This window comes from Microbulbifer marinus, assembly GCF_900107725.1.
Classification (GTDB): Bacteria; Pseudomonadota; Gammaproteobacteria; order Pseudomonadales; family Cellvibrionaceae; genus Microbulbifer; species Microbulbifer marinus.
Map to the genome: position 1 here is coordinate 1 of NZ_FNQO01000007.1, position 26,737 is coordinate 26,737.

General features: G+C 61.2%; 20 protein-coding genes and 1 tRNA gene. 8 read left to right on the forward strand and 13 right to left on the reverse strand.

The window, feature by feature from the left end:
- Positions 1 to 775: 775 nt before the first annotated feature.
- The 12 genes from BLW36_RS16620 to BLW36_RS16675 form a co-directional block, all read right to left on the reverse strand.
- Positions 776 to 865 (reverse strand) — tRNA-Ser (locus BLW36_RS16620).
- Positions 866 to 1,164: 299 nt separating this feature from the next.
- Entirely contained in the window at positions 1,165 to 1,359 is a 195-nt protein-coding gene (csrA, locus tag BLW36_RS16625) for a carbon storage regulator CsrA (RefSeq protein ID WP_091391203.1), read from the reverse strand.
- Between the two features lie 213 nt (positions 1,360 to 1,572).
- Positions 1,573 to 2,820, reverse strand: coding sequence for an aspartate kinase (locus BLW36_RS16630; RefSeq protein ID WP_091391204.1), 1,248 nt, complete (start codon positions 2,818 to 2,820; stop codon positions 1,573 to 1,575).
- Positions 2,821 to 2,955: 135 nt separating this feature from the next.
- Positions 2,956 to 5,568, reverse strand: a complete 2,613-nt coding sequence (gene alaS / locus BLW36_RS16635) for an alanine--tRNA ligase (RefSeq protein WP_091391205.1) — start codon at positions 5,566 to 5,568, stop codon at positions 2,956 to 2,958.
- Positions 5,569 to 5,640: 72 nt separating this feature from the next.
- Positions 5,641 to 5,988 (reverse strand): histidine triad nucleotide-binding protein, encoded by a 348-nt coding sequence (locus BLW36_RS16640; protein WP_091391206.1) that lies wholly within the window; start codon positions 5,986 to 5,988, stop codon positions 5,641 to 5,643.
- 4 nt (positions 5,989 to 5,992) lie between these two features.
- Positions 5,993 to 6,181, reverse strand: coding sequence for a Trm112 family protein (locus BLW36_RS16645; RefSeq protein ID WP_091391207.1), 189 nt, complete (start codon positions 6,179 to 6,181; stop codon positions 5,993 to 5,995).
- 124 nt (positions 6,182 to 6,305) lie between these two features.
- A complete protein-coding gene (locus tag BLW36_RS16650; protein ID WP_091391208.1) occupies positions 6,306 to 7,145 on the reverse strand; it encodes an alpha/beta hydrolase in 840 nt (279 codons plus the stop codon).
- A 47-nt stretch (positions 7,146 to 7,192) separates the two neighbouring features.
- Positions 7,193 to 8,209: a class I fructose-bisphosphate aldolase gene (locus BLW36_RS16655; protein WP_091391209.1), complete on the reverse strand. Its 1,017-nt coding sequence runs from the start codon at positions 8,207 to 8,209 to the stop codon at positions 7,193 to 7,195.
- 69 nt (positions 8,210 to 8,278) lie between these two features.
- Complete coding sequence (gene glpK / locus BLW36_RS16660; RefSeq protein ID WP_091391210.1) at positions 8,279 to 9,757, reverse strand: glycerol kinase GlpK; 1,479 nt, start codon at positions 9,755 to 9,757, stop codon at positions 8,279 to 8,281.
- Between the two features lie 95 nt (positions 9,758 to 9,852).
- The gene (locus BLW36_RS16665; RefSeq protein ID WP_091391211.1) at positions 9,853 to 10,362 is read right to left on the reverse strand and encodes a regulatory protein RecX; all 510 of its coding nucleotides are present in this window, start codon (positions 10,360 to 10,362) and stop codon (positions 9,853 to 9,855) included.
- 42 nt (positions 10,363 to 10,404) lie between these two features.
- Positions 10,405 to 11,439, reverse strand: a complete 1,035-nt coding sequence (gene recA / locus BLW36_RS16670; RefSeq protein ID WP_091391212.1) for a recombinase RecA — start codon at positions 11,437 to 11,439, stop codon at positions 10,405 to 10,407.
- A gap of 79 nt (positions 11,440 to 11,518) precedes the next feature.
- Entirely contained in the window at positions 11,519 to 12,034 is a 516-nt protein-coding gene (locus BLW36_RS16675; RefSeq protein WP_091391213.1) for a CinA family protein, read from the reverse strand.
- Positions 12,035 to 12,316: 282 nt separating this feature from the next.
- Between BLW36_RS16675 and BLW36_RS16680 the strand changes: the two genes are divergently transcribed.
- The 6 genes from BLW36_RS16680 (at position 12,317) to BLW36_RS16705 (ending at position 20,311) form a co-directional block, all read left to right on the forward strand.
- Complete coding sequence (locus BLW36_RS16680) at positions 12,317 to 13,501, forward strand: acetyl-CoA C-acyltransferase (RefSeq protein WP_091391214.1); 1,185 nt, start codon at positions 12,317 to 12,319, stop codon at positions 13,499 to 13,501.
- Positions 13,502 to 13,541: 40 nt separating this feature from the next.
- Entirely contained in the window at positions 13,542 to 14,210 is a 669-nt protein-coding gene (locus BLW36_RS16685) for a histidine phosphatase family protein (RefSeq protein ID WP_091391215.1), read from the forward strand.
- Between the two features lie 23 nt (positions 14,211 to 14,233).
- Positions 14,234 to 15,472 carry an acyl-CoA dehydrogenase family protein gene (locus BLW36_RS16690; protein ID WP_091391216.1) on the forward strand — a complete coding sequence of 413 codons (1,239 nt, stop codon included), beginning with the start codon at positions 14,234 to 14,236 and terminating at the stop codon, positions 15,470 to 15,472.
- A complete protein-coding gene (locus tag BLW36_RS16695) occupies positions 15,469 to 16,500 on the forward strand; it encodes a phosphotransferase (RefSeq protein ID WP_091391217.1) in 1,032 nt (343 codons plus the stop codon). The genes BLW36_RS16690 and BLW36_RS16695 overlap by 4 nt, the downstream gene beginning before the upstream one ends.
- Positions 16,501 to 16,725: 225 nt before the next feature.
- The gene (locus tag BLW36_RS16700) at positions 16,726 to 18,843 is read left to right on the forward strand and encodes a 3-hydroxyacyl-CoA dehydrogenase NAD-binding domain-containing protein (RefSeq protein ID WP_091391218.1); all 2,118 of its coding nucleotides are present in this window, start codon (positions 16,726 to 16,728) and stop codon (positions 18,841 to 18,843) included.
- A gap of 97 nt (positions 18,844 to 18,940) precedes the next feature.
- On the forward strand, positions 18,941 to 20,311 hold the full coding sequence (locus tag BLW36_RS16705) for a GntP family permease (RefSeq protein ID WP_091391219.1): 1,371 nt from the start codon (positions 18,941 to 18,943) through the stop codon (positions 20,309 to 20,311).
- 59 nt (positions 20,312 to 20,370) lie between these two features.
- Here BLW36_RS16705 and BLW36_RS16710 read toward each other — a convergent pair whose 3' ends face one another.
- Positions 20,371 to 21,021 (reverse strand): TetR/AcrR family transcriptional regulator, encoded by a 651-nt coding sequence (locus BLW36_RS16710; RefSeq protein WP_091391220.1) that lies wholly within the window; start codon positions 21,019 to 21,021, stop codon positions 20,371 to 20,373.
- 528 nt (positions 21,022 to 21,549) lie between these two features.
- On the opposite strand from BLW36_RS16710, the gene BLW36_RS16715 reads away from it, so the two are divergent.
- Positions 21,550 to 23,262: an AMP-binding protein gene (locus BLW36_RS16715; protein ID WP_211567242.1), complete on the forward strand. Its 1,713-nt coding sequence runs from the start codon at positions 21,550 to 21,552 to the stop codon at positions 23,260 to 23,262.
- Positions 23,259 to 26,549: a carboxyl transferase domain-containing protein gene (locus BLW36_RS16720; protein ID WP_091391221.1), complete on the forward strand. Its 3,291-nt coding sequence runs from the start codon at positions 23,259 to 23,261 to the stop codon at positions 26,547 to 26,549. The genes BLW36_RS16715 and BLW36_RS16720 overlap by 4 nt, the downstream gene beginning before the upstream one ends.
- Positions 26,550 to 26,737 lie beyond the last annotated feature (188 nt).

Consider the following 26,737-nt stretch of genomic DNA (forward strand, 5'->3'; position numbering starts at 1 on the left):
CAGTTTAAAGAGTCGCCTTTCATAAGAACCGGAATATGGTCCCTAATCAGGCTTAAGTCTTGCTCGGAATTAAAACGTAATTCATTGACATGAGTTACTTACTTCCGATAAATCGTTTTCTGGCCGAAGCCAGATGTATCGATTCATCGCCCCGTAAGCACCCACACATATTGCTTGATCGAATTTTTAAACAACTCAGTTGAGCGCTAGGCCCTAACTGCGGGACGCGTATTCTACACATCCGGGCTGCTGAAGCAAGTGCTTTTTTGCAGCTTTTTTCGAGGTTTTCGCAGCGGCTCGAGAGCCTCTTTCCAACCTCGCGAAACCGCTTCCGGTTCCGCTTGAAGTGGCGCGCATTATAGCGACCTCTTCGACCCTGACAAGCTCTTTTTCAGAACTTTTTCGCCACCAAAAAACACTGTAAATATAGGGTTTTTGGAGCGGCGAATCCGTTGCCGGCTTCGCTCAAGGTGGCGCGCATTATAGCGAGCTCTTCTGTCCCCGCAAGCACTTTCTCAACTATTTTTGAGAGCCGCTTTCGAGGCAGTTTGCAGAGCATTTTTTCAGCTCCGCGACCCTAGGCAACAGTGCCGAGAGTCAAAAAAAACACCCTCTCAAGAGAGGGTGTTTCTTAGATGGCGGTGAGAGAGGGATTAGCTTCGCCCGGCTCGCTGGTCTACGGTGCTGCGCACCTTCGACTCGAACCAGCGGGTTCTCACCCTCTCCGACCCTTCCAAATCAAAAGGCCCTGCCAGCAGGGCCTTTTGATTTTGTATGGCGGTGAGAGAGGGATTCGAACCCTCGATGAGTGTTAACCCATACGCCCTTAGCAGGGGCGCGCCTTCAGCCACTCGGCCATCTCACCTTGTAATCTTTTGCCCTGCACCGGACTCCGGTTCCCCAGGGCGACCTCTCTGCGAGGCCTTCTGTCAGCCGCCATCTCACTGAGTGGTGACCGCTGAAAGTGGACGGCATCATACCAACGGCGAGACAAAAATCAATGGGGAATCAATAACTTTTTGACACCCAAAGGCCGATCGGTCACTAATTGAACAACTGGCAAATGGCGGTCGAGACTACCGTTGGCTGGAGCAAACATCGACGGCCTTTCGGCACCAACAAAAAAGGCCGGGAGCCCCGGCCTTTTTCCATCGCACAGCGCGTTTACTCGTTGCCACCCTCCTCGGAGGATTGCTTTTCGCGCTGAATACGCTGGTAGATCTCTTCACGGTGCACGGCGACCTCTTTAGGTGCATTTACACCAATGCGCACCTGATTGCCCTTCACCCCCAGCACGGTAACCGTCACATTGTCACCAACCATCAGCGTTTCGCCAATCCGGCGGGTTAAAATCAACATTACCTACTTCTCCTTGATCATCCTGTGATAGAGCGCAGCGGGATGCTCCCTGGAGCTGCGCTTATGGTCATCATAACCGGACGGCGGCGCAAAAGGTCGAAAACAGCCCATCACCTTATTCAGTATTGACCAGTCGATCAAAATCTCAACAGGTTGGACTCTACGCCAAATGACCAAATTGCTATGGAAGGGTCGCGGCCGCCTTCACTCTGGTTATAGCTTCTCGCTCGCGTCCCTCGGTTCCGACAGCTCAAATTCGCTGTGCAATGCCCGCACCGCCAGCTCAAGATAGCGCTCATCGATAATCACCGAGATCTTGATCTCAGAAGTGGTGATCATCTGAATGTTGATATTGTCTTCACCCAGGGCACTGAACATACGGCTCGCGACGTTGGCGTGTGAGCGCATCCCCACACCGACGATGGAAACCTTGGCGATCTTGTCGTCGGTGACCACTTCTCTCGCACCCAGCTCTGACGCGACCCGCTCGAGCACTTCTCGCGCTTTGCTGAGGTCATTCCTGTGTACCGTGAAAGTGAAGTCCGTAGTGCCATCGACAGAACTGATGTTCTGGACGATCACATCCACCTCGATATTCTCGGCTCCTACAGGAGCCAGGATGCGGCAGGCCACGCCGGGAGTATCCGGCACACCGCGAATTGTCAGCTTGGCTTCGTCGCGGTTAAAAGCTATGCCGGAAACGACTGGCTGTTCCATCTCGTTGTCTTCCTCATCCAGACTGATCAGTGTGCCCTCACCCTCTTCAAAGGTGGAGAGGACACGCAGGGGTACTTTGTATTTGCCGGCGAATTCCACCGCCCGGATCTGCAGCACCTTCGATCCGAGGCTGGCCATCTCCAGCATTTCTTCAAAGGTGATCCGATCCAGTCGACGCGCGCTGTCAACGACGCGCGGATCGGTGGTATAGACGCCGTCCACATCGGTATAGATCTGGCATTCGGTGGCATCCAGCGCTGCCGCCAGCGCCACACCGGTGGTATCGGAGCCGCCGCGGCCGAGAGTCGTGATATTGCCCTCTTCATCGACACCCTGGAAACCGGCCACTACGATCACCTTGCCGGCATCCAGGTCCCGGCGCATGCGCTCGACGTCGATACGCTGAATACGGGCCTTGGTGTGGGCATTGTCGGTGAGAATCTTGACCTGCCCCCCGGTGTAGGAACAGGCGTCATAGCCGCGTTTTTTCAGCGCCATGCTGAGCAGCGCAATGGTGACCTGCTCGCCGGTGGAGACCAGCACATCCAGCTCCCGCGGATCCGGTTTTTCCTGGATCTGGTAAGCGAGATCGATAAGACGGTTGGTCTCGCCGCTCATTGCGGAGAGCACCACCACCATCTCGTGACCCTTGGCGCGAAACGCGGCCACCTTATCGGCGACTGCCTCGATGCGCTCGATCGAGCCCACCGAAGTACCACCGTATTTCTGCACGAACAAACTCATAGGTTCCAGTCTTTCCTTACCACTGCCGTGTATTGCGCTCGCAGTACCAATTCGCGCAAGCCGCGCACTAAATCACCAAATATCGGCGAAATCAACTTGATATTTGGCAGATGGTGCCAATTTGGCCGAAATTAACTAGTTCAGGTGTTCTTCCACCCAGCCCGGCACTTCTTTCAGCATGGCCGGCAGTGCAGCGACATCGGTACCGCCGCCCTGGGCCATGTCCGGACGGCCGCCGCCCTTGCCGCCGAGCTTGGCCGCCGCAAACCGCATCAGGTCACCCGCGGACACGCGACCGGTCAGATCCTTGGTCACTGCGGCGACCAGCGCCACCTTGTCGTCCCCGGGCGCGGCCAGCAGGACCACGCCACTGCCGAGCTTGTTCTTCATCTGGTCGGCCAGGTCGCGCAGGGACTTGGGATCGGCGCCTTCGATGGACACCGCCAGCAGTTTCAGCCCGGCCACTTCCACCGCCTGACTGGAGAGATCGCCACCGGCACCACTGGCCAGCTTGGTCTTCAGTTGCGCGATTTCTTTTTCCAGCCTGCGATTGTTGGTCAGCAACTGCTCGACCTTGTCGGCCAGGTTATCGGGGCGCGCCTTGAGCAGAGTGGCCACATGCTCCAGTCGCTGCTGAGCCTGGTCGAACAATGCCAGCGCGTGGGCGCCGGTTACCGCTTCGATACGGCGCTGGCCGGAAGCGATACCGCTTTCACCGACAATGCGCAGCAGGCCGATATCACCGGTGCGCTTGACATGGGTACCACCACAGAGCTCTACCGAGAAGGCACTGCCGTCATCGATTTCACCCATGGATAGCACGCGCACTGTATCGCCGTACTTCTCGCCGAACAGCGCCATGGCGCCCTTCTGCTTGGCGGTTTCAATATCGGTTTCCTCGGTGTGCACCGGCGTGTTGGCACGGATCTGCGCATTTACCAGTGCTTCGATGGCATGCAGCTGCTTGGTCGTCACCGCTTCCGGGTGAGAGAAGTCAAAGCGCAGCCGCTCGGAATCCACCAGGGAGCCCTTCTGCGTCACATGCTCACCGAGCACCTTGCGCAGCGCCGCGTGCAGCAGGTGGGTCGCGGAGTGATTGAGCGCGGTGGACTGGCGCACATCGGCGGACACGTCTGCAGTCACCGCATCGCCTACGGCAATTGCACCCTGCAATACCTTGCCGACGTGCAGGTGATGGGCGCCCTGCTTGGTGCAGTCGCTCACTTCAAACCGGTTGGAGCCGGCACTCAGGTAGCCACTGTCGCCAACCTGGCCCCCGGACTCCGCATAAAACGGGGTGCGATCCAGGACCACGGCGCCCTCGTCGCCCTCTTCCAGGCGCTCAACCTGTTCGCCGTCTTTGACGATGGCGACGACCCGTCCATCGGCCTCGGTCGTCTCATAGCCTAGGAACTCGGTCGCGCCTTCCAGATCCAGGGTACCGGTGTAATCCTGCTTGAATTTACCCGCGGCGCGCGCACGCTGCCGCTGCGCTTCCATCGCCTGTTCATAACCGGCCATATCCAGGGTCAAGCCGCGCTCGCGGGCGATATCCTGGGTGAGGTCGGTGGGGAAGCCGTAGGTGTCGTGCAAGGTGAATACCAGCTCACCGGGAATCTCACTGCCCTCGAGTGAAGACAGCGCCTCCTCCAGCAGTGCCATGCCCTTGTCCAGGGTCTTGGCGAACTGCTCTTCCTCCTTGCGCAGCGCATTTTCGATAATCTGCTGCTTCTCGCGCAGCTCGGGGTAGGCATCGCCCATCTGCTCCGCCAGCGCCTCGACCAGCCTGTAGAAGAAGATGTCCTTGTGGCCCAGCTTATGGCCGTGGCGCACCGCGCGGCGGATGATGCGGCGCAGCACGAAACCGCGCCCCTCGTTGGAGGGCATAACGCCGTCGGCGATCAGGAAGGAGCAGGAACGGATATGGTCGGCGATCACCCGCAGAGACTTCTCTTCCAGGTCGTCACAGCCGACGGTCTCAGCGGCGGATTTCAGCAGCGCCTGGAACAGGTCGATCTCGTAGTTGGAGTGCACGCCCTGCATAACGGCAGCGATACGCTCCAGCCCCATGCCGGTGTCCACCGAGGGCTTGGGCAGTGGGTACAGCTCACCGTCGGCGGTGCGCTCGAACTGCATGAATACCAGGTTCCAGATCTCGATGTAGCGGTCGAGGTCGTCGTTGTCCGACCCGGGCGGGCCGCCGGGTACATCGGCGCCATGGTCATAGAAGATCTCGGAACTGGGTCCGCAGGGGCCGGTGTCGCCCATCTGCCAGAAGTTGTCCTCGTCGAGGCGCGAAAAGCGCTCGGCGCTGACGCCCACTTCCTTCAGCCAGATATCCGCGGCTTCATCATCGCTGATATGAACGGTCACCCACAGGCGCTCTTCCGGCAGGTTCAGTACCTTGGTCAGGAACTCCCAGGCGAACTGGATGGCCTCACGCTTGAAGTAGTCGCCGAAGCTGAAATTGCCCAGCATCTCGAAGAAGGTGTGGTGACGCGCGGTATAGCCGACGTTCTCCAGGTCATTGTGCTTGCCACCGGCGCGCACGCAGCGCTGCGAGCTGACCGCGCGGGAATAGGGGCGCTGCTCCTGGCCGAGAAAGGTGTCCTTGAACTGCACCATGCCGGCATTGGTGAACAACAGGGTCGGGTCATTGCCCGGCACCAGGGAGCTGGAGGGCACAATGGTGTGGCCCTGCTCGGCAAAGTAATTCAGAAAGGCGTCGCGAATCTGTGCGCTTTTCATCCGGCGTAATTCCACTTCGTTAATTGAGATTGGTTCGGTCGGCATCGCCAGGGCGATGCTTCGGCAATTCGGTTATTCGGCCAGCCCCTGTTCCGGCATCTTCTTCTGCGCCAGCAGGTGAATGTGCAGATGAAATACCGTCTGGCCCGCGCTGCGGCCGTTATTGACCACCAGGCGATAGCCCTCCAGGCCCAGCTTTCTGCCCAGCTCCGCCGCCACCCACAGCAGGTGCCCCAGCAGTGGCTTGTCACCGGCCTCTGCATCGGCCAGATTGGTCAGCGGTTTGCGCGGGATAATCAGCAGGTGGGTCGGAGCCTGTGGCGAGCGGTCCCTGATGACGATGCACTGATCGTCCTCGAAGACACGCTCGACGGGAATTTCTCCGGAGATGATTCGGCTGAAGACGCTGGGCTCGGTCATCGGACTACTTTTTTTCCAGCTTTTCCTCGGCGGTCAGCTGACGCGCCTCGGATTCGAGCATCACCGGAATACCGTCGCGCACCGGGTAGGCCAGGCCGCTGGCCTTACATACCAGTTCCTGGGTGTCCTCGCGGTACTCCAGTGGCGCCTTGCTCACCGGACACACCAACAGACTCAGCAACTTTTTATCCATGTTCCACCCCACAAAACGGCCGCAGCCCTGTGCCCGCAGCTCAAAAATGACCGCGTATAGTACAACGGTTGATGGGGTTTTTCACCGTATCCGCAGCAGCTTCTGCGGCTCCGGGCCGCCGCACTCAGGTGAGCGCGGCGGCCACCGGTGTCGGCAACAGGGAATGGAGGTGCTGCAACAGCAGTTCGCGGGCGCGCACGCCCTCCTCAACTTCGTTGAATACCTCGTGGTAGGCGCCCGGGAAGACATGCAACTGCTTGGCCCGACTGCCGAGGCGGTCAAACCAGGCACGACTGGTGGCCACATCCACCAGACGGTCGCCCTCCGGCAACAGCATCAGGCAGGGTTCGGTGATCTGCGATAGGCGCGGGTAGAGGAATTCCCGCTCGCGCAAAAACGTGCTGAACCACTGTAGCGACACCCGGTCGTGCACCAGCTCATCAGCCTGATAAGCCGCGATTACGGCTTCATCGCGACATATCCCGCGAATATCGAGTCGATTCGGCAGAGCCAGGCTCGGCAACAGCTTCACCAGCCGCTGCAGCAGCCACAGCTCCAGGCCGCCGGGCTCGGTGGCGCCGCGAAAGCCGGGGGCCGACAATACCAGGCTGTCGATACCGCCATGCCGGACGGCGCAGCCAGTGGCGATGACGCCACCCATACTATGTCCCAGCAGGTGCAGGCCGCAGCCCGGGTTGTCCTGTTTTACCAGGCGGATAAAGTTGTGCAGGTCTGCGCTGTAATGGGCGAAGTCGTCGATATGGCCCCGCTTGCCGTCCGACAGTCCGTGGCCATAGTGATCCAACGCATAGACACTGTATCCCGAACGGTTCAGATCGCGTGCCAGCTGACGATAGCGACCGCTGTGCTCGCCGAGGCCGTGGGAAATCACCACGACACCGAGCGCCCTTTCCACCCACCAGCGCCGGAAGTGCAGGCGGTTCCCGCGTGTGACAAATTCCATCGCTTTCTCCGATCAAGTGCTTGTTATTCTTACCAACCGAATTCGCGTTATTCGCGCTCCATGCTCTCCTTGTAATCGCCCAGCATCGCCAGGTGATTCAGCCGCGCGCGCTTGAGGAGCGCTTGCTGCAAGGCCGGGCGATTCTCGGACTTACCCTGCCAGGCCTTCAGCGCCGGCTCCTGCAGGGCGCGGCCATAGGAGAAGCTCAGCTGCCACGGTGCCTGCCACAACTGGTTGAGCGCATTCAGGTTGGCGGTGGCCTCCTCCGGCCCCTGCCCGCCAGACAGGAAGTTGATACTCGGCACCGCCGCCGGCACGGCGCGGCGCAGGCTGCGCATGGTGTATTCCGCCACTTGCTCCGGCGGCGCCGGGTCGCGATCCTTGCCCGGCGTCACCATGCTCGGCTTCAGCAACATCTGCTCCAGCACGACACCATGCCGGTGCAGCGCGTGGAAGACTTCGTGCCATACCTGCTCGTTGACTTCGGCACTGCGCTCGATGCTGTGATCGCCGTCCATCAATACCTCGGGTTCCACGATGGGCACGACGCCGTGGGACTGACAGACCGCCGCGTAGCGCGCCAGCATTTCGGCGTTGGCGGTCAGACCGAGTCGCGTCGGGTTATCGGGGCTGATCGGATAGACTTCGCGCCACTTGGCGAAACGCGCCCCCTGCTCCTTGTAGCCCGCCAGTCGCTCGGCGAGCCCGTCCAGGCCGTAGGTGATCATGTCGCCGCTGGCGCCGGGCAACGGCCCCTTGCCCTTATCCACCTTGATACCGGGAACTATCTTTTGCGCCGCCGCCAGCTCGGGCAGCGGTGTGCCTGCGTCATCGACCTGGCCAAGTGTCTCCTCGAACAGGATGACACCACTGACATACTCGCCCAGCCCCTCGGCGGACAACAGCGCGGCGCGGTAGAAACGCCGGTTTTCCTCGGTGGACTCAACGCCGATCGAATCGAACCGCTTGGCGATGGTGCCGCTGCTCTCGTCAGCGGCCAGGATGCCCCGCCGGCCATCCACCATATCGGCGATAGTCTGTTGCAGCTCTTCGTTAACGGACATGTTATTCACCTCCTTTGCTTAGAGGATAGGTCGTCCCACGGATAGGCCGCCCCACGGATGGCCGCCCCCTTAAAACGCCCGACAGGCAGTCACCGCCCTGCGCCAGCCACTGAGCAATTCCTCCCGTTTCTCCGCGGACATCTGCGGCAGGAAATCCCGCTCTATCTCCAGCAGGCTCTCGGGTAAATCACCCGGAGACCAGATACCGGCACCGATACCGGCCAGTAACGCCGCGCCGACGGCCGTGGATTCAATTTGCCTGGGCCGCTCCACACGCAGCGCGGAGATATCGGCCTGGAACTGCATCAGGAAATTATTGGCGCTGGCACCACCATCGACGCGCATATGGCTGATCGACAGCCCCAGCGCCTCACTCATCAGCTGTGCCAGCTCGTCGCTCTGGTAGGCGATGGACTCCAGCGTGGCGCGCACCAACTCCGCGCGGCCGGCACCGCGGCTCAGGCCACAAATAGTCCCGCGCGCGGATGGATCCCAGTGCGGCGCGCCGAGGCCGCTGAACGCGGGCACCAGATAGACACCGCGGGTACTCGGCACGCTCTGCGCGATCATTTCCGTCTCCGCTGCCTGCTGGATCAGCCCCATCTCGTCGCGCAACCACTGCACCGCGGAACCTCCGGTGAAGACCGCCCCCTCGACCGCATAGGCGGGAGCGCCGCTGGTATCACAGGCGATGGTCGCCAGCAGCCCCCGGGGCAATTGCGGTCGCTCGGCACCAGCATAGGCCAACATAAAGCAGCCGGTACCATAGGTATTCTTGATATCCCCGGGACGGGTACAGCCCTGGCCGAACAGCGATGCCTGCTGGTCGCCGGCCACACCGCAGATAGGCGCCGTCGCGCCGAGGAATGCCGCCGGATCCGTGTCGGCGAAGTGGCCGGCGGACGGCATGATTTCCGGCAGCAGCGACTCCGGGCAGCCAAACAACTCCAGCAGCTCGGGATCCCAACCGCGCTGCTCCAGGTTGTACAACAGCGTGCGGCTGGCATTGGTGTGATCGGTGAGATGGGCGCGACCGCCGCTCATATTCCAGATCAGCCAGCTGTCCACGGTACCGAAACACAGCTCGCCGGCACGGGCGCGGTCCAGCAGTTCCGGGCGATCGCGAAACAGCCACTGCAATTTGCTGGCGGAGAAATAGGCATCCAGCACCAGACCGGTCCGCTCGCGCAGCCAGTCGCCCTGACCGGCGCGGGCCAGTTCAGTACAGATATCCGCCGAGCGGCGACACTGCCAGACAATGGCCGGGCACACTGGCTCGCCGGTCTTGCGGTCCCACAGGATGGTGGTCTCCCGCTGGTTGGTGATGCCGATCGCGGTCAGGTCGGTCGCGCTGATGCCGGCGCGCTCCAGCGCCGCGGCGCAGACGCGCAGCGTGACCTGCCAGATCTCATCGGCCTGCTGTTCGACCCAACCGGGCCGGGGATAGTAGTTCGGAAGTTCGGAGTAGCTGCGGCCGATCAGGGCGCCGCTGGTATCGAAGACAAAGGCGGTGGTGCCGGTGGTGCCCTGGTCGATGGACAGGATCATAGGACGTCTCGCGCTTATTATTTTTGCTCTCATCATCCGCGGGAGGGCCCCTGCCGCAATCGAGTGCGCACTGCTCCGATCGCTGCCGGCCGCTCCTACAGGTCAGAGTATAAGTCGGATTCGTCTGCGTCCAGCGCCCAGTTGATGGCATCGGCGGGAAAACCGCGGTAAGCGAGATAGCGGCTCCGCCGCGCACGCTCCTTCAGCTGCCGCTCACGCGGCAGGGCGGCGCTGACCGGCGAGCGGAACTTGCGCTGCAACTGCTCGGCGGCGAGCGCAAACCAGTCGGCCTCGACCTGCTCCAGCGCAGCGGCGATCAGCTGATTGTCGATGCCGCGCTGTTGCAGCTCGCGGCGGACGCGCAGCGGCCCTTGGCCGCGCTGCACCCGCGAGCGGGCGAAGACCTCGGCGAAACGCTGGTCGGACTGGTAGTTGAGTTCGCGCAGGCGCTCGAAAAGCGCGTCGAAGTCGGCGTTGGGGAATTTGTCCGCGAGCTTCCGCCTCAGTTCGAGGCGCGAGTGCTCGCGACGGGTAAGCAGCTCAAGCGCCGCGCCAAACAGCGCCTGAGCATTCTCGGTCGCGGGGGAACTGTCAGAAAAAGACACTTATCCTTCCGGGCCTGTTATTCCGGTATTGCTCTACCGGGCTTACTCTTCCGGGGATTCCAGGGCCGCTTCAGGCTTGGCCGGCACCAGATCGCCCAGCAGCTGCGCGCGCAGTTGCCCCTCGATCTCGTCGCGGATCTCCTGGTTTTCCTTCAGGAACTTGACCGCATTGGCCTTACCCTGGCCGATCTTGTCGCCCTTGTAGCTGTACCAGGCGCCGGCCTTGTCGATCAGGCCCAGCTTGACGCCGTAGTCGATGATCTCGCCGAGCAGATTGATACCCTGGCCGTACATGATCTGGAACTCGGTCTGCTTGAACGGCGGCGCCACCTTGTTCTTGACCACTTTCACGCGGGTCTCGTTGCCCACCACTTCATCGCCCTCTTTGACCGAGCCGATACGGCGGATATCCAGACGCACGGAGGAGTAGAACTTGAGTGCATTGCCGCCGGTGGTGGTCTCCGGGGAACCGAACATCACGCCGATTTTCATGCGGATCTGGTTAATGAACACACACAGGGTGTTGGTGTTCTTGATGTTACCGGTCAGCTTGCGCAGCGCCTGGGACATCAGGCGTGCCTGCAGGCCCACGTGGGAGTCACCCATCTCGCCCTCGATCTCGGCACGCGGAGTCAGTGCGGCCACCGAGTCGACCACGAGCACATCCACGGCACCGGAACGTACCAGCATGTCGGCCACTTCCAGTGCCTGCTCACCGGTGTCCGGCTGGGACACGATCAGTTCATCCACATTCACGCCCAGCTTTTCCGCGTAGATCGGGTCCAGCGCGTGCTCGGCGTCGACGAAGGCACAGGTGCCGCCCTTGCGCTGGGCTTCGGCAATCACCTGCAGGGTCAGGGTGGTTTTACCAGAGGATTCCGGGCCGTAGATCTCGACGATACGGCCGCGCGGCAGGCCGCCGATACCGAGTGCCACATCAAGGCCCAGGGAGCCGGTGGAGATCGCGGGAATACGCTCGCGCTCCTTGTCCCCCATACGCATGACGGTACCTTTACCGAACTGGCGCTCGATCTGTGACAGCGCCGCCTGCAGTGCCTTGTCTTTGTTGGAATCCATGACCCTTCCCGTGTATTTGAATGTTGTTAGTTGCGGGCAAGCTTAACGAAGGATTACTGTATAAGCAACCAGTAATCGGCTATGCCGGATGTGCCTGCACCAGCGCCAGCATCCCCCGCAGCGCCTCGGCTATCGTCTGCGCCTGCACCCGGGCGCGATCGCCGGAAAAATGGAAACATTTCGCGTCGATATCCACCGGTTCCTGCCCCTCGGCGTGGGCCCAGGCGATCCACACGGTGCCCACCGGCTTCTCGTCACTGCCCCCTTCGGGGCCCGCGATACCGCTGACCGCCACCGCCACATTGGCGTCCATCAGCGCCAGTGCACCGCTGGCCATCTGCCTGGCCACCTGTTCGCTCACGGCGCCGAAGGTTTCCAGATCCTCCGCGCACACCGACAGCAGGTCGCACTTGATGCGATTGGCATAGCTGACCACCGCCCCTTCAAACCAGTTGGAAGCCCCTGCCACCGCAGTGATCGCCGCGGCAATGCCGCCCCCGGTGCAGGACTCGGCCGTAGTACAGAACCAATTCCGCTTCTGCAATTCCTCGCCGAGCGACTGCGCCAGCGCGGGTACATCCAGTTCACCACCCATCTACCTGCCTCCGTCAAAGCGAATGGCAAGGATAGCGCCTTCGGCAGAGGTCGGGCAAAGCCGCCCGGCCACTGGGCCGCAATGCTGTTGAGGCGCTCCCAGCCAGGAGCACAGATAATCACTGAAAATAATGACGCATCACCCTAATAAATTACAGAAATACCAATACAGGCCTTATTCTCGCCTTCATCAGGGGTTCTCCGACCAGGTCCATAGACCAGCAATGGCTGCCTGACACCGGTTCGGAGCCCCACCTTGAATTGCAAATTAAGGAGCCAGGCCATGAGAGAAGCTGTCATCGTATCCACCGCGCGTACCGGTATGGGCAAAGCGTTTCGTGGATCTCTCAACAACACCAAGTCCCCGACCATGCTCGGCCACTGTATCAAACACGCCGTTGCTCGTGCCGGCGTCGACGGTGCCGAGATCGATGACGCGGTGATGGGCTCCGTGCTCTGCGCCGGCACCGCCGGCATGAACGTCGCTCGCAATGCAGTCATTGCCGCCGGCCTGCCGAATACCGTTTCCGCCCAGACCATCGACCGCCAGTGCTCGTCCGGCCTGATGGCCATCGGTATGGCGGCCAAGCAGATCATCGTCGACCAGCAAAACATCGTGTTGGCCGGTGGCCAGGAAAACATCACCGCGGTGCAACCGGACTACTTCAAGTGGGTGGGCGAAGCCAGCGATGAAAACGTGATCCGTCAAGAAAAGCACGCCTATATGCCGATGCTGATGACGGCGGAAAATGTCGCCAAGGCCTACAACATCAGCCGTGAAGCCCAGGACGAATTTGCACTGCTGTCACAACAGCGCACCGCGGCGGCACAGCAGGCCGGCAAGTTCGACGACGAAATTGTCCCGTTCACCACCACCATGGCGGTGCAGGACCGCGAGACCAAAGAGGTCTCCTATCGCGAGGTCACCCTCGATCGCGATGAGGGCAACCGCCCGTCCACCACACTGGAAAGCCTGCAGAGCCTGAATCCGGTGATCGACGGCGGCGTGATTACCGCCGGCAACGCCAGCCAGCTGTCAGACGGCGCCTCCGCCTGCGTGGTCATGGAGCGCAAGCTGGCCGAGCAGCGCGGCCTCGAGCCGCTGGGCATCTACCGCGGTATCGCCGTGGCCGGCAATGCCCCCGAGGAGATGGGTATCGCACCGATCTACGCGATTCCGAAGCTGCTCAAGCAGCACGGCCTGCGCATCAACGACATCGGCCTGTGGGAGCTGAACGAAGCCTTCGCGGTACAGGCGCTGTACTGCCGCGACCACCTCGGCATCGATCCGGAAATCTACAATGTCAACGGCGGCGGCATCTCCGTCGGCCACCCCTACGGCATGACGGGTTCACGTCTCGTCGGCCACGCGCTAATCGAGGGCAAGCGCCGCGGCGCCAAATTCGTGGTGGTCAGTATGTGTATTGGCGGCGGCATGGGTGCGGCCGGCCTGTTCGAGGTCGCCTGACGGCGCCTCTCACTAGGTTAATCGAACGGCGGGGCTTCCCATGGCAGAGCTTTACCTTGTCCGGCACGGGCAGGCCTCGTTCGGCAGCCCCAACTACGATCAGCTGTCGGAACTGGGCTTTCAGCAGTGTCGCTGGCTCGGGGAGTATTTCCGGCAGCGCGATATCACTTTCGACCGTGTTATCTGCGGCGAGATGGTGCGTCATCACCAGACCGCCGAGACAATCTGCGCGGCGCTCGAGCAGCCGCCGCAGCTCGAAACCCACGTCGGTTTCAACGAGTTCGACTTCAAGGCGCTGCTGCAACGCTTTGGTGACGCCCACCCGGATCAGGCGGTCGATGACTGGGGTGACCTGCGGCAGGTCTATCGCTGCCTGCGCGCGGCGATGCTGGCCTGGGCCGAGGATCGCCTGCCGCCCTGCGACTCGCAGGAGAGCTGGCACGAGTTCCGGCAACGGGTCGCCGAAGCGCTCGACTTCGCCCGCCGGGGCGGTCGCACGCTGGTCTCAACTTCGGGCGGCGCCATCAGCATGGCGCTCAGCCAACTGATGGGGTTCGGTGCCGAAACGCTCGTCAACCTCAACATGCAGAGCCGCAATGCGGCGATCACGCACTGTTTTTATACCGCAAGCGAAACTTATGTGACCGGCTTCAATCAGGTTCCGCATCTGGACACACCGGAGCGCCTGCAGTCGATCACGCACAGTTAAACCGACCCTTTGAGGAGCTCGTGATGGATTTTGATTTTTCCCCAAAAGTACAAGAGCTGCGCCAACGTCTGCTGGATTTCATGGATGAGAACATCTACCCCAACGAAGCGCTGTGGGATCAGCAGGTTGCGGAGGGCGATCGCTGGGAGCCGCCGGCGCTGCTGGCCGAACTGAAAGAAAAAGCCAAGGCCGCCGGCCTGTGGAACCTGTTTCTGCCGCAGAGTTACGGCAAGTTCAGCCCCGGCCTGACCAACCTCGAGTACGCGCCGCTGGCCGAAATCATGGGTCGGGTCTACTGGGCTTCCGAAGTCTTCAACTGTAACGCGCCGGACACCGGCAATATGGAAGTACTGGCCAAGTACGGCAACGAGGAACAGCAGCAACAGTGGCTGACGCCGCTGTTGAACGGCGAAATCCGTTCCGCCTTTGCAATGACCGAGCCGGAACTGGCGTCCTCCGACGCCACCAACGTCGCCACCTCGATCGTGCGCGACGGCGATGACTATGTAATCAACGGTCGCAAGTGGTACATCTCCGGAGCCTGCAATAACCACACGAAGATCTACATCGTGATGGGCAAGACCGATCCGGACAATAGCAACAAGTACATCCAGCAATCGATGATTCTGGTTCCCGCCGACACCCCGGGAGTGACCGTCGTTCGGCCGATGAAAGTGTTCGGTTATGACGACGCTCCCGAGGGCCATGCGGAGATGGTTTTTGACAACGTGCGCGTGCCGGCCAGTAACCTGCTGCTGGGCGAGGGCCGCGGCTTCGAGATTGCCCAGGGCCGTCTCGGCCCGGGCCGCATCCATCACTGCATGCGCACCATCGGCCTGGCGCAGCGCGCGCTGGAACTGATGTGCACCCGCGCCGAGAACCGGGTCGCCTTCGGCCGCCCGCTGATCAAGCAGCAGTCCGTACGCGAAGACATCGCCCAGTCCGCCTGCGACATCGAACAGGCCCGCCTGCTGACCCTCAAGGCGGCGGCAAAAATGGATCAGGGTGGCAACAAGGCGGCCAAGGACCTGATTGCGATGATCAAGATTGTCGCCCCGAATATGGGCTGCCGGGTGATCGACCGCGCGATCCAGATCTACGGCGCCGCCGGTGTCAGCCAGGATACCTTCCTCGCCCGCGCCTATACCCTGGCCCGCTCGATCCGCCTGGCCGATGGCCCGGACCAGGTGCACATGATGCAGCTGGGTCGCAACCTGTCCCGCGATATCTGTGAACGCAACGAATCCGGAGAACAAGCATGACCCGCGCCGTTGAAAACCTGGATCTGGCCGCGCTGCAGCCCTATCTGGAAGCACATATCGAGGGCTTCAAGGGACCGATCAGCGCGGAGAAATTCTCCGGTGGGCAATCCAACCCCACGTTCAAGATTACCGCCGCATCCGGCGTCTACGTATTGCGCCGCCAGCCTCCGGGCAAGCTGCTGAAGTCCGCCCACGCGGTGGACCGGGAGTACCGGGTACTGAAGGCACTGGCGGATACCGATGTACCGGTCGCCAAGGTGTATCACCTGTGCGAGGACCGCGACATCATCGGTTCCATGTTCTACGTGATGGAATTCCTGGAGGGCCGCATTTTCTGGGACGCGGCGCTGCCGGAAGTGAGCAAGGAGGAGCGCACTGCCATCTACGACGAACTGAACCGCGTACTCGCCGCGCTGCACCTGGTCGACGTCGACAAGGTCGGGCTCGCTGACTACGGCCGGCCCGGCAATTATTTCCAGCGCCAGTTCGATCGCTGGAGCAGCCAGTATCGCGCCTCCGAGCTGGAGCGTGTCGAGCCGATGGAACAATTGATGACCTGGCTCGCCGACAACATTCCCGAAGACGACGGCCGCGTCTCCCTGGTACACGGCGACTACCGCCTCGACAACCTGATGCTGCATCCGACCGAGCCGCGCGCCATCGCCCTGCTCGACTGGGAGCTGTCCACCCTCGGCCACCCTTTCGCCGACGTCGGCTACCTGTGCATGCAGATGCGCATGCCGGCGATCGGTAAGGTATCGGGCCTGCTCGGCAAGGATCTGGACGCGCTCGGTATTCCGTCCGAGCAGGAGTATGTCGCGACTTACTGCAAGCGGATGGGCATCGAGAAGATCGACAACTTCAGCTTCTATGTGGCGTTCAGCTTCTTCCGCCTGGCGGCAATCATACAGGGCGTCGCCAAGCGTGCAGTCGACGGCAACGCGTCCAACAAGAACGCCGCCGAGATGGGCAAATATGTCGGCCCACTGGCCGAGCTCGCCCTCGAAGCGATCGCCGAGCAGCAATAACGGCCTGAACCGCGGGCCAGTGTCGGATGCCCTGCCGGGCCTCACCGCAGGTTGCTGTTCGAGCTGGCCCCGAAAAGAAACCGGCTACTCAGGACGAGATGGTCGATGTATCGCTGCGGGAGTTCGCGCCGGGTAACCCTGTTATCCGGACGAAGCTCACGCGCGCAGTATCGGTGCCCCGGCAGCAGCCGGCACACCCGATCAGACAGTAGTGAATGCAGTACCATGAGTAACGCCTCCCTGTATCAGATCCGCGGCCGGACCGCGGTAATCACGCTCAACCAGCCGCCGGTCAACGGCCTCGGCCAGGCTCTGCGTCAGAGCCTGCTGACTAACTTGCAGCGCGCCATCGATGACGACGGGGTCGATACCATTGTGCTGGCTTCCAGCGGCAAGGTTTTCTGCGGCGGCGCCGATATCACCGAATTTGCCACCGGCGGTGCCCTGCGCGAGCCCGACCTGCCACAGGTGTGCAATGCCATCGAAGCCGCACCCAAACTCGTCATCGCCGCCATCAACGGCTTAGCACTCGGCGGTGGCTTCGAGCTGGCGCTGGCCAGTGATTACCGCATTGCGCTCCCGACTGCCAAGCTCGGCCTGCCGGAGGTCAATCTCGGCCTGCTACCGGGTGCCGGCGGCACCCAGCGTCTGCCGCGCCTTACCGGCGTGCCGCTGGCGTTGGAAATGATCACCAGTGGTCGCCCTTACAGGGCCGCGAAGCTGCGCGACGCCGGCGTGATCGACCGTCTGCACGATGCCGAAACCGATTTTGTCGAGGCGGCCGCAACCTATGCCGGGCAACTGTTTGCCGAGTCCGCACCCAAGCGCCGCTGCGCGGACATGGCCGTCGATACCAGCGAGCTGGCGGACAACTATTTCGCCGAATACCGCGCTTCAATCGCGCCCCGGATCCGCGGCTACTACGCGCCCGAACGCTGCATTCAGGCGGTAGAAGCGGCCTGCGAATTGCCACTGGCGGAAGGACTGCAACGGGAAAACGCGCTGTTTATGCAGTGCCTCGACACGCCCCAGGCCCGCGCGCAGCAGCATCTGTTTTTCGCCGAGCGCAGCGTCGGCAAGGTCCCCGGTATCGATGCCAACAGCACGCCGGTGCGCGATATCCGCAAGGTAGCGGTGATCGGTTCCGGTACCATGGGTGGCGGTATCGCGATGAATTTCCTCAATGCCGGTATCCCGACGATCATCCTCGATCTGAACGCAGAAGCACTGCAACGCGGCATCGGCGTTATCCGCAAGAATTACGAACACACCGTGAAGAAGGGGCGCCTGTCGAGCGAACAGCTGGACCAACGCATGGCACTGCTGCAGACCACCACCGATTACGCCGACCTGGGCGATGCCGATCTGGTGATCGAGGCGGTATTCGAGAACATGGACATCAAGAAAAAGGTATTCCGGGCACTGGAGCAAAGCTGCAAGCCCGGCGCGATCCTCGCCACCAATACCTCGACGCTGGATGTGGACGAAATTGCAGCCGTCACCAATCGCCCACAGGATGTCATCGGCCTGCACTTCTTCAGTCCCGCCAATGTCATGAAACTGCTGGAAATCGTCCGTGGTGACCAGACCGCGGACGATGCGCTACTGACCGCCGTGCAGCTGGCGCAACGAATCAAAAAAGTGCCGGTAGTCTCCGGCGTGTGCTGGGGCTTTATCGGCAACCGCGCCACCGAACCCTACGTGCGCGAATCCATGGCGCTACTGCTCGAGGGCGCCACACCGGCGCAGATCGACCGGGTGCACACCGACTTCGGCATGCCGATGGGCCTGCCATCGGTGGTCGACCTGGCCGGGATCGATATCGTCGTGCAGACCCGCGCCGACCGCAAAGCGCACACCGTCGATCTGGATCCGACTTACTGTGCGGTGCCGCGCAAGCTGTTCGAGCTGGAGCGCTTCGGACAGAAAAGCGGTCGCGGCCTGTATCTCTACGAGGGACGGTCTCGGCATGAAGATCCGGAAGTGCTGCAGATCGCCGCCGCTGCCGCCGAAGAATTTGCTATCGAACAGCGCGAACTGGGTGACGAAGAAATTCTCGAGCGCACCATCTATCCGATCATCAATGAGGGCGCCCGCATTCTCGAGGAAGGCATCGCCGCGCGCTCCGGCGATATCGATGTGGTGCTCGCCTACGGTTTCGGCTTCCCGCTGTATCACGGCGGCCCGATGCAGTACGCCGACGAAATCGGCCTGGACAGAGTACTGGCGGGTCTGAACAAGTACCGCGAACAGCTGCGCTATGGCGAGACCTGGTTCAAGCCCGCACCGCTGCTGGAAAAATTAGCCACTGAAGGCAAAAAGTTTCGGGACTATCGGCCGTAGGTTCGGCCCCTTGCCCGAAAAGGCGTGCCTGGGCACGCCTTTCTTAACAACCCAACCCTGATTCCCACTTTCCCAAAGCATAAAAAAGAGGTGTTCTATGGGAGTTTTCGGACTAGTCATCGCCCTGCTGGCGCTGATCCTGATGGCCCTGCGCGGCGTCAACATTATCGTCGCCGGCTTGATCAGTACGCTGATCGTTCTGGTCACCAACAACATCGATGTCGCCACGGGGCTGAATGAATATTTCGCCTTCGGCAAGCTGGGTGCCTTCACCTTCTTCGGGCGATTTTTCCTGCTGTTTGTCGCCGGAGCAGTGTTCGGTGCGCTGATGTCGCACAGCGGCGCTGCATCCAGTATCGCGCACACGCTGGCAGAAAAACTAGGCGCACACCGCTCGCTGTGGATCATCGCACTGGCCTGCGCCGTGCTGACCTACGGTGGCGTTTCCGCGTTCGTGGTACTGTTTTCCGTCAACGCCCTGGGCCAGCAGCTGATCCAGCGCGCCGGGATCCCGAAGCACCTGATGGTCGGCGCAGTGGCGCTGGGGGCCGGCACCTTTACCCTGACTGCCATGCCGGGCACGCCGTCGCTCAATAACGTGCTGGCCGCCGCGGCGCTCGAAACTGACCTGTATGCCGCACCGGTCATTGGCTTTATCGGCAGCCTGGTCATGTTTGGACTCGGCATGTGGTATCTGGAAAGCCAGCGCAAGCGCCTGGCGCTGAGCGGTGGCGGTATTGGGGCAGACCTGGCGCCGCAGGACGACCAGGTGCCGCACGATGATCGCCTGCCGCACTGGCTGCCGTCATCACTGCCACTGCTCGTGGTACTCGGGTTGATCGCACTGCCAACCGTGCTCGGCAAGTTTGTCGATCCGCAGTCCGGCTCGCTGGTCGCCAGCGTGGTCACCTATGCCAAACAACAGCCGATTTTCTGGCCGGTAATCTGCCTGGTGGTGGGCTGGTTCGCCATCATCCTGCTGCTGCCGAAGGCGCGCCAGTCTGTGGTCAGCGTGATCGGCGAAGGTGCCAACAATGCGGTAATGCCGGTACTCAATACCGCGATCGTGATCGGCTTCGGCAGCGTCGTGTCGCAGACCGAGAGTTTCCAGTGGTTCGTCGACACCATGCTCAATCTGGATATGTCGCCGCTGCTGTCACTGTTGAGTTCGGTCAGTGTGATTGCCGGTATCACCGGTTCCTCTTCCGGCGGCCTGCAGATCTTCCTGCAGACGATGGGGCAGTCCTACCTGGAGCTGGGCATCCCCGCCGACGTACTGCACCGGCTGGCGGCAATGGCTTCCGGCGGCCTGGATTCACTGCCGCACTGTGGTGGCGTGATCGCCTTCCTGACCATTATGGGCTCCAACCATAAGGAGTCTTACAAGGAGATCTTCATCGTATCGGTGTTGATCCCGATCTTCGCCGCACTGATCGGCATCGCCATGGCCGGTGCATTCTATCTGTAACCGGCCACCGCGGCCGGCGCGCGACGCGACACCAAGCGTCGCGTGTCGGCATCGCTTTATCAGGCGTCGGCAGCAACGGTAACCGGCTGGGGTTCGAAGCCCCGGCACAGCACCTCGACCACCTCATCGTAACTTTTCTTGAATCCCTCCGCCGTGGCCTGCTCGTCCGGCAGCGCCAGCCACCGCTGCACGACATCGACACGCAGCCAATCGTACATGTCACACACCAGCTCGGCGGAAATATCGGGGCGGATGATTCCCAGTGACTGGGCTTTCTGCACCCGCTCCATCCTCGGTTTGCGATACGACGGCGGGAACAACAGGTTTTTGCCCGCAGGGGCATCGCCGGAAAAATAGACTGAAGAGAACAGGTCCGTGTGATACATGATCATCTGCAATATGCGGCGGTGCTTGACTATCCAGTCCTGAATCTCATCAATGTTCGGCGGCACTATGGCCGATTTCAGGTTGAGTTCCAGTTCGCTTTCGTGGCTCCAGACGTTGACTTCCCGCAACCAGTTCAACAGCAGCTCTTCGAGCAGGTAAGCCTTGCTCGGAAAGTAATTGAAAAAGGTCTTCTGGCTGATATCGGCCCTGGCCACGATCTCGTCGATCATCACCTCTTCATACGGCAGCTCTGAAAACAGCTGTTCGGCTATTTCCAGCAATCGCATCCGGGTCTGCTGCTTCTTGCGCTCGCGTAAATTCATTGCCCCAACCTAAAAATAAATGACCTGAAGCCTGTGCGGATTCACTTTTATTGCAATTCTGACCACGACCCCGACTCCAGTCACCATTATTGACGGAACCGCACACAGTGCGCGAGAGACTTAGCCAAAAAATCAATAATAAGGCGCCGCGCGCAAAGGTTAAAAGCCGTGTCAGCCATTTTTAGTCTAAAGCAGTCACGGCCCACTTACACCAGGCACAGAATTCCTGTTGACACATATTTACAGTAACTGTACTTTTAGGCCGTGTAATAGCCTTGCGCACCAGTGTCAGCGCCAGATTCTACCTCTGGTCTCCCCTGCTATCGGGCGGGATATCCGACCCTGGGGCGCAATGCGTTTAAACCACCGAACGACGGGACCACTAACGTCCTTCCACATTCAGGTACTTCCCCCCAGATCGGAAAGTACTGCGAGACGGCTAATAGGCAATGGAGGGCTTACAGTCCATAAAGTGAGGTTAACTGCAATGAAGATCCAACTTCAGCGCATATAAATAAGAAGAGGCCGATGATGAACGAACAAGCCTACCTGCAACAGGTCCGTGAACTGCACCAGGCCAACTGGCCGCAAGGCGCCCCCCAGACTCCGCTGTACCCGCACGGCGAAAAGCCGGTTACCGAATACCTGGCGGAATGGGCCAGGGTAAACCCGAACAAGCCCGCCATCCATTTCTACGGCTACGATCTCAGCTACGCCGAACTGGATGAGCTCAGCACCCGCTTCGCCAATCTACTGCGCAGCTACGGCATTCAGCCCGGTGACGGCGTGACCGTATTCATGCCCAATTGCCCGCAATTCCATATCGCCTACTTCGGCATCCTCAAATGCGGCGCCGTGCACATTCCGGTCAGCCCGCTGTCAAAGGAAATGGAGCTGCTGCACCAACTGGGCGATAGCCAGCCGAAAGTCGCGCTCTGTCTCGATGCGCTGCTGCCGATCATGCAGCCGGTGTGCGAAAAGCTGGGTATCGAACACCTGCTCGCCACCAGTTATGCCGAGCTGACCCCGGAGAACCCGACCGCCACCCTGCCGGACCTGTTCCTGGCGCCGAAAGTGGAACTCGTTGACCCGATCGTCGATTTCCTGCCGGCCGTAAAAGCCGCTCCGGCCGAGCCGCTCGATTACACCCCGGGCCTCGATGACCTGGCCGCGCTGAACTACACCAGCGGCACCACCGGCCTGCCGAAAGGCGTCATGCACACCCAACGCAACATGATCGGCACCATGGCCGCCTTCTACCCGATTGTGTTCGGCGAGGTCGGCCCCGAAGGCACCGATCAGGTGATGCTGAATTTCCTGCCGGAATTCTGGATTGCCGGCGAGAACACCGGGCTGCTGATGCCGATCTATAGCGGCGCCACCCTCGTGCTGATGGCCCGCTGGGATGCAGTGGCATTTATGGAGCTGGTGCAGCACTACAAGGTCAATCTCTCCTGCGTGCTGGTCGACAGTGTCGACGAGATCCTGAATCACCCGGATCACGACAAGTACGACCTGAGTTCACTGAACACCACGCCTTGTATTTCGTTCATCAAGAAGCTAAACCACGACTACCGGCAGCGCTGGCGCGCACTGACGGGGGCAACCCTGTTCGAAACCGCGTACGGCATGACCGAAACCCACACCTGCGACACCTTCACCGCCGGGTTCCAGGACGACGACTTCGACCTGTCGATCGAGCCCGCCTTCCTCGGCCTGCCGGTCCCGGGCAACGAGATCAAGATCTGCGATTTCGAGACCGGCGAGCTGCTGCCGCTGGGCAGCGAGGGCGAGATCCTGGTGCGCACGCCGACGATGATGAAGGGTTACTGGAACAAGCCCGACGTCAATGAAACCCTGTTCCTCGACGGCGGCTGGTACCGCACCGGCGACCTCGGCATGCTGACCGAGCAGGGCTACTTCCGCTATCTCGGCCGCCGCAAGGAGATGCTCAAGGTGAACGGGATGAGCGTGTTTCCGACCGAGGTCGAGGCTATGCTGGGTCAACACCCAGCGGTGGGCGCCTGCGGCGTCGTCGGCCGCCCGGACGAGAAAAAGGGCCAGGTGCCGGTTGCCTTCCTTACCCTCAAGCCCGGCTTCGAGGAGACCGAAGAGTCACTGCGCGATTGGTGTAAAGACGCCATGGCAATCTTCAAGGTGCCGGAAATCCGCATCAAGGACCAGCTGCCGATGACCCCGACCGGCAAAATCCGCAAGGTGGAGTTAGAGCAAGAAGTATGAGTAAAGTTTTCGAAAGGATCCTGATCGCCAACCGCGGCGAAATCGCGATCCGCATCGCTCAGACCTGTGCCGATATGGGGATCGCCAGCCTGGCGGTCTTCGCTGAAGACGACAGCCAGTCGCTGCACACCAAGAAAGCCGATCAGGCGGTGCAGCTGAGTGGCCGTGGCGTAAAGGCCTATCTGGATATCGAGCAGCTGATCGCCGTCGCCAAACAGCACGGCTGTGATGCGGTCCATCCCGGCTATGGATTCCTGTCCGAAAACAGCGCCTTTTCGCGCCGCTGTGCCGATGAGGGTATCACCTTCATCGGCGCGTCCGCCGAATTGCTGGACCAGCTCGGCAACAAGGCGATCGCGCGCGAAATGGCGATTCGCTCCGATACACCGCTGACCAGCGGCATCAACAAGAGCTGTTCCCTCGCAGAGGTACAGGCTTTCTTCAAGTCGCTCGGTGACGGTGCCGCGGTGATGATCAAGGCGCTCGCCGGCGGCGGCGGTCGCGGCATGCGCCCGGTCACCGACTACGAGCAGCTGGAAACCGCCTACAACCAGTGCCGCGAAGAGGCGACCATCGCCTTTGGCAGCGGCGAGCTGTATGTCGAACAGTTGGTACAGCACGCCCGCCATATCGAGGTGCAGATCCTCGGCGACGGCACCGGCGAGGTGATCCACGCCTGGGAGCGCGAATGCACCCTGCAGCGACGCAACCAGAAGCTGCTGGAAATTGCCCCCAGCCCGAGCCTCGACGACGACACGCGCATGCCGATCATCGAGGCGGCACTGCGCCTGGCCAGCGACGTGAAGTACCAGGGGCTCGGCACCTTCGAGTTCCTGCTCGACGCCGACGACCACAGCAATTTTTATTTCATGGAGGTCAATCCGCGGATTCAGGTGGAGCACACCATTACCGAGGAGATCACCGGACTCAACCTGGTCAAATACCAGATACTGCTGGCTGCCGGCAGGACCCTGTCAGAGCTGGGACTTACCCAGGCGCCGCCGAAGCTCGGCTGTGCCATCCAAGCGCGTATCAACCTGGAAAAAATGCTGCCCGACGGCAGCGCCAAGCCCGCCTCCGGCGTCATCAAGTCTTACCAGGTGCCGAACGGCCACAATATCCGCGTCGACGACTATCTCTACGCCGGCTACAAAGTGAGCCCCAGCTACGATTCACTCGGCGCCAAGATAATTGCCAAAGGCGAAGATTACGGCGCGGCGCTGAACAAGGTCTATCGCAGCCTGCAGGCGCTCAATATTGACGGCGTCAGCAGCAACAAGACGCTGCTGATGAACCTGCTGCTGCGCGACGAGGTGCAGGGCAACCGGGTCAACACCAAATTCGTCGAAGCCCATATCGCCGAGCTGTTGAGCGAGGGTGCGCACGACGAGCATTTCTTCGAAGCCGCCAGTGGCGCCGACGAAGAAGTACAGGCTGTGACGATTCCGGCCGGCTGTGAAGCGCTCAAATCGCCGACCGCCGGCACCCTGGTCTGCGTCAACGTCAGCGCCGGCGACGAGGTGCTGGCCGGCCAGGAAATCGCCGTCATCGAGGCGATGAAGATGGAGATCCCGGTCAAGTCCGAGCACGACGGCGTTATCACCGAAGTGCTGGTGCACGAAGCCGGCGATATCATCGACGAACATCAGCTGCTGGCGATCATCCAGCCGGGCGATGTATCTCTCGAGCGCGTCCACTCCGAGATGGAGATCGACCTCGACCATATTCGCGACGACCTGGCCGCGTTCTTCAAACGCCGCGACAAGACCCTCGATGCCAGCCGCCCGGAAGCGGTGGCCAAGCGCCACGATGTCGGCAAGCGCACCGCGCGCGAGAACGTCGATGATCTGGTCGATGAAGGCAGCTTCAATGAATACGGTCAGCTGGCCGTGGCGGCACAGCGGAAGAAGCACGGCGACGATCTCGACAAGCTGATCGAACTCAGTCCCGCCGATGGCAAGATTACCGGCGTCGGTACCGTCAATGCCGAACAGTTTGGCAGCGAAGCCGCCCGCTGTGCGGTGATGGCCTACGACTACTCCGTGATGGCCGGCTCCCAGGGCTTCGTCAACCACAAGAAAACCGACCGCCTGCTGGAAGTGGCGAAGAAGTGGCGTTTGCCGCTGGTGTTGTTCGCCGAAGGTGCCGGTGGCCGTCCGTCCGATACCGACTACCCCGGTGTTGGCTACCTGAACATCCACACCTTCACTGCCCTGGGGGAACTCAGCGGCCTGGTGCCCACCGTCAGCATCGTCGCGGGCAACTGCTTCGCCGGTAACGCCGCACTGTTCGGTGTCTGCGACCTGACCATCGCCACCAAACAGGCCAGCATCGGCATGGCCGGCCCGGCGATGATCGAAGGCGGTGGCCTGGGTAAATGCACCCCGGAAGAGGTGGGCCCGGTATCGGTGCAGAGCCCCAACGGCGTGATCGACGTGCTGGTGGAAGACGAAGCCGAAGCCGTGGCAGTGGCCAAACAGTACCTGTCCTACTTCCAGGGCGACCTGGACAGCTGGGAAAGCCAAGACCAACGCAAGCTGCGCCACCTGATCCCGGAAAACCGCATGGCGGTCTACGACATCCGCGAAGTGATCGAGACGCTGTGCGATGTGGGTTCGGTACTGGAACTGCGCAAAGATTTCGCCAAGAACATGATCACCGCGCTGGTGCGCATTGAAGGCAAGCCCTACGGCCTGTTCTGTAACGATTCGCGCATTATCGGTGGCGCCATCGATGCCCCGGCCGGCGACAAGTTGGCGCGTTTCATTCAGCTGTGCGATGCCCACGATATCCCGATGATTTCCCTGGTGGACACGCCCGGATTCATGGTGGGACCGGAATCGGAGAAAAACGCCACCGTGCGCCATATCTCCCGCATCTTCGTCCACGCAGCCAATATGACCGTACCGCTGTTTACCGTCGTTCTGCGCAAGTGTTACGGCCTCGGCGCCCAGGCGATGGCCGGTGGCGGTTACTCCGCGCCGGTATTCTCCGCCTCCTGGCCGAATGGCGAGTACGGCGCCATGGGCATCGAAGGTGCGGTGCGCATCAGCGCCAAGAAGATGCTGGACGCGATCGAAGATCCGGAAGAGCGCGAAGCCACCTTCCGCTCGATGGTCGACAAGATGTACCAGAACGGCAACGCAATGAACGCGGCCAGCCACCTGGAGATCGACGCCGTGATCGACCCGCTGGAGACCCGCGACTGGATCGCGCGTGGCCGGGCCTGCACGCCCACACCGTCCCGCCGCGATGGCAAGAAGCGCCCCTGTATCGATACCTGGTAAACGGAAAGTCCCAACCGGATTACAGTCCGTGCCGCTCCCATCGGTAATGGGATCTGAAACGCGCGATGCCACGGATGGCATCGCCGGCGGCAATTTCATGCCAAACCGCCGCCACCTCCTGCGCTATCTGCTGCGCCGCGTCTCTCCCCTAATCCCAACCCTAAAAACCTCGCTCGCAGTTTTTTAAT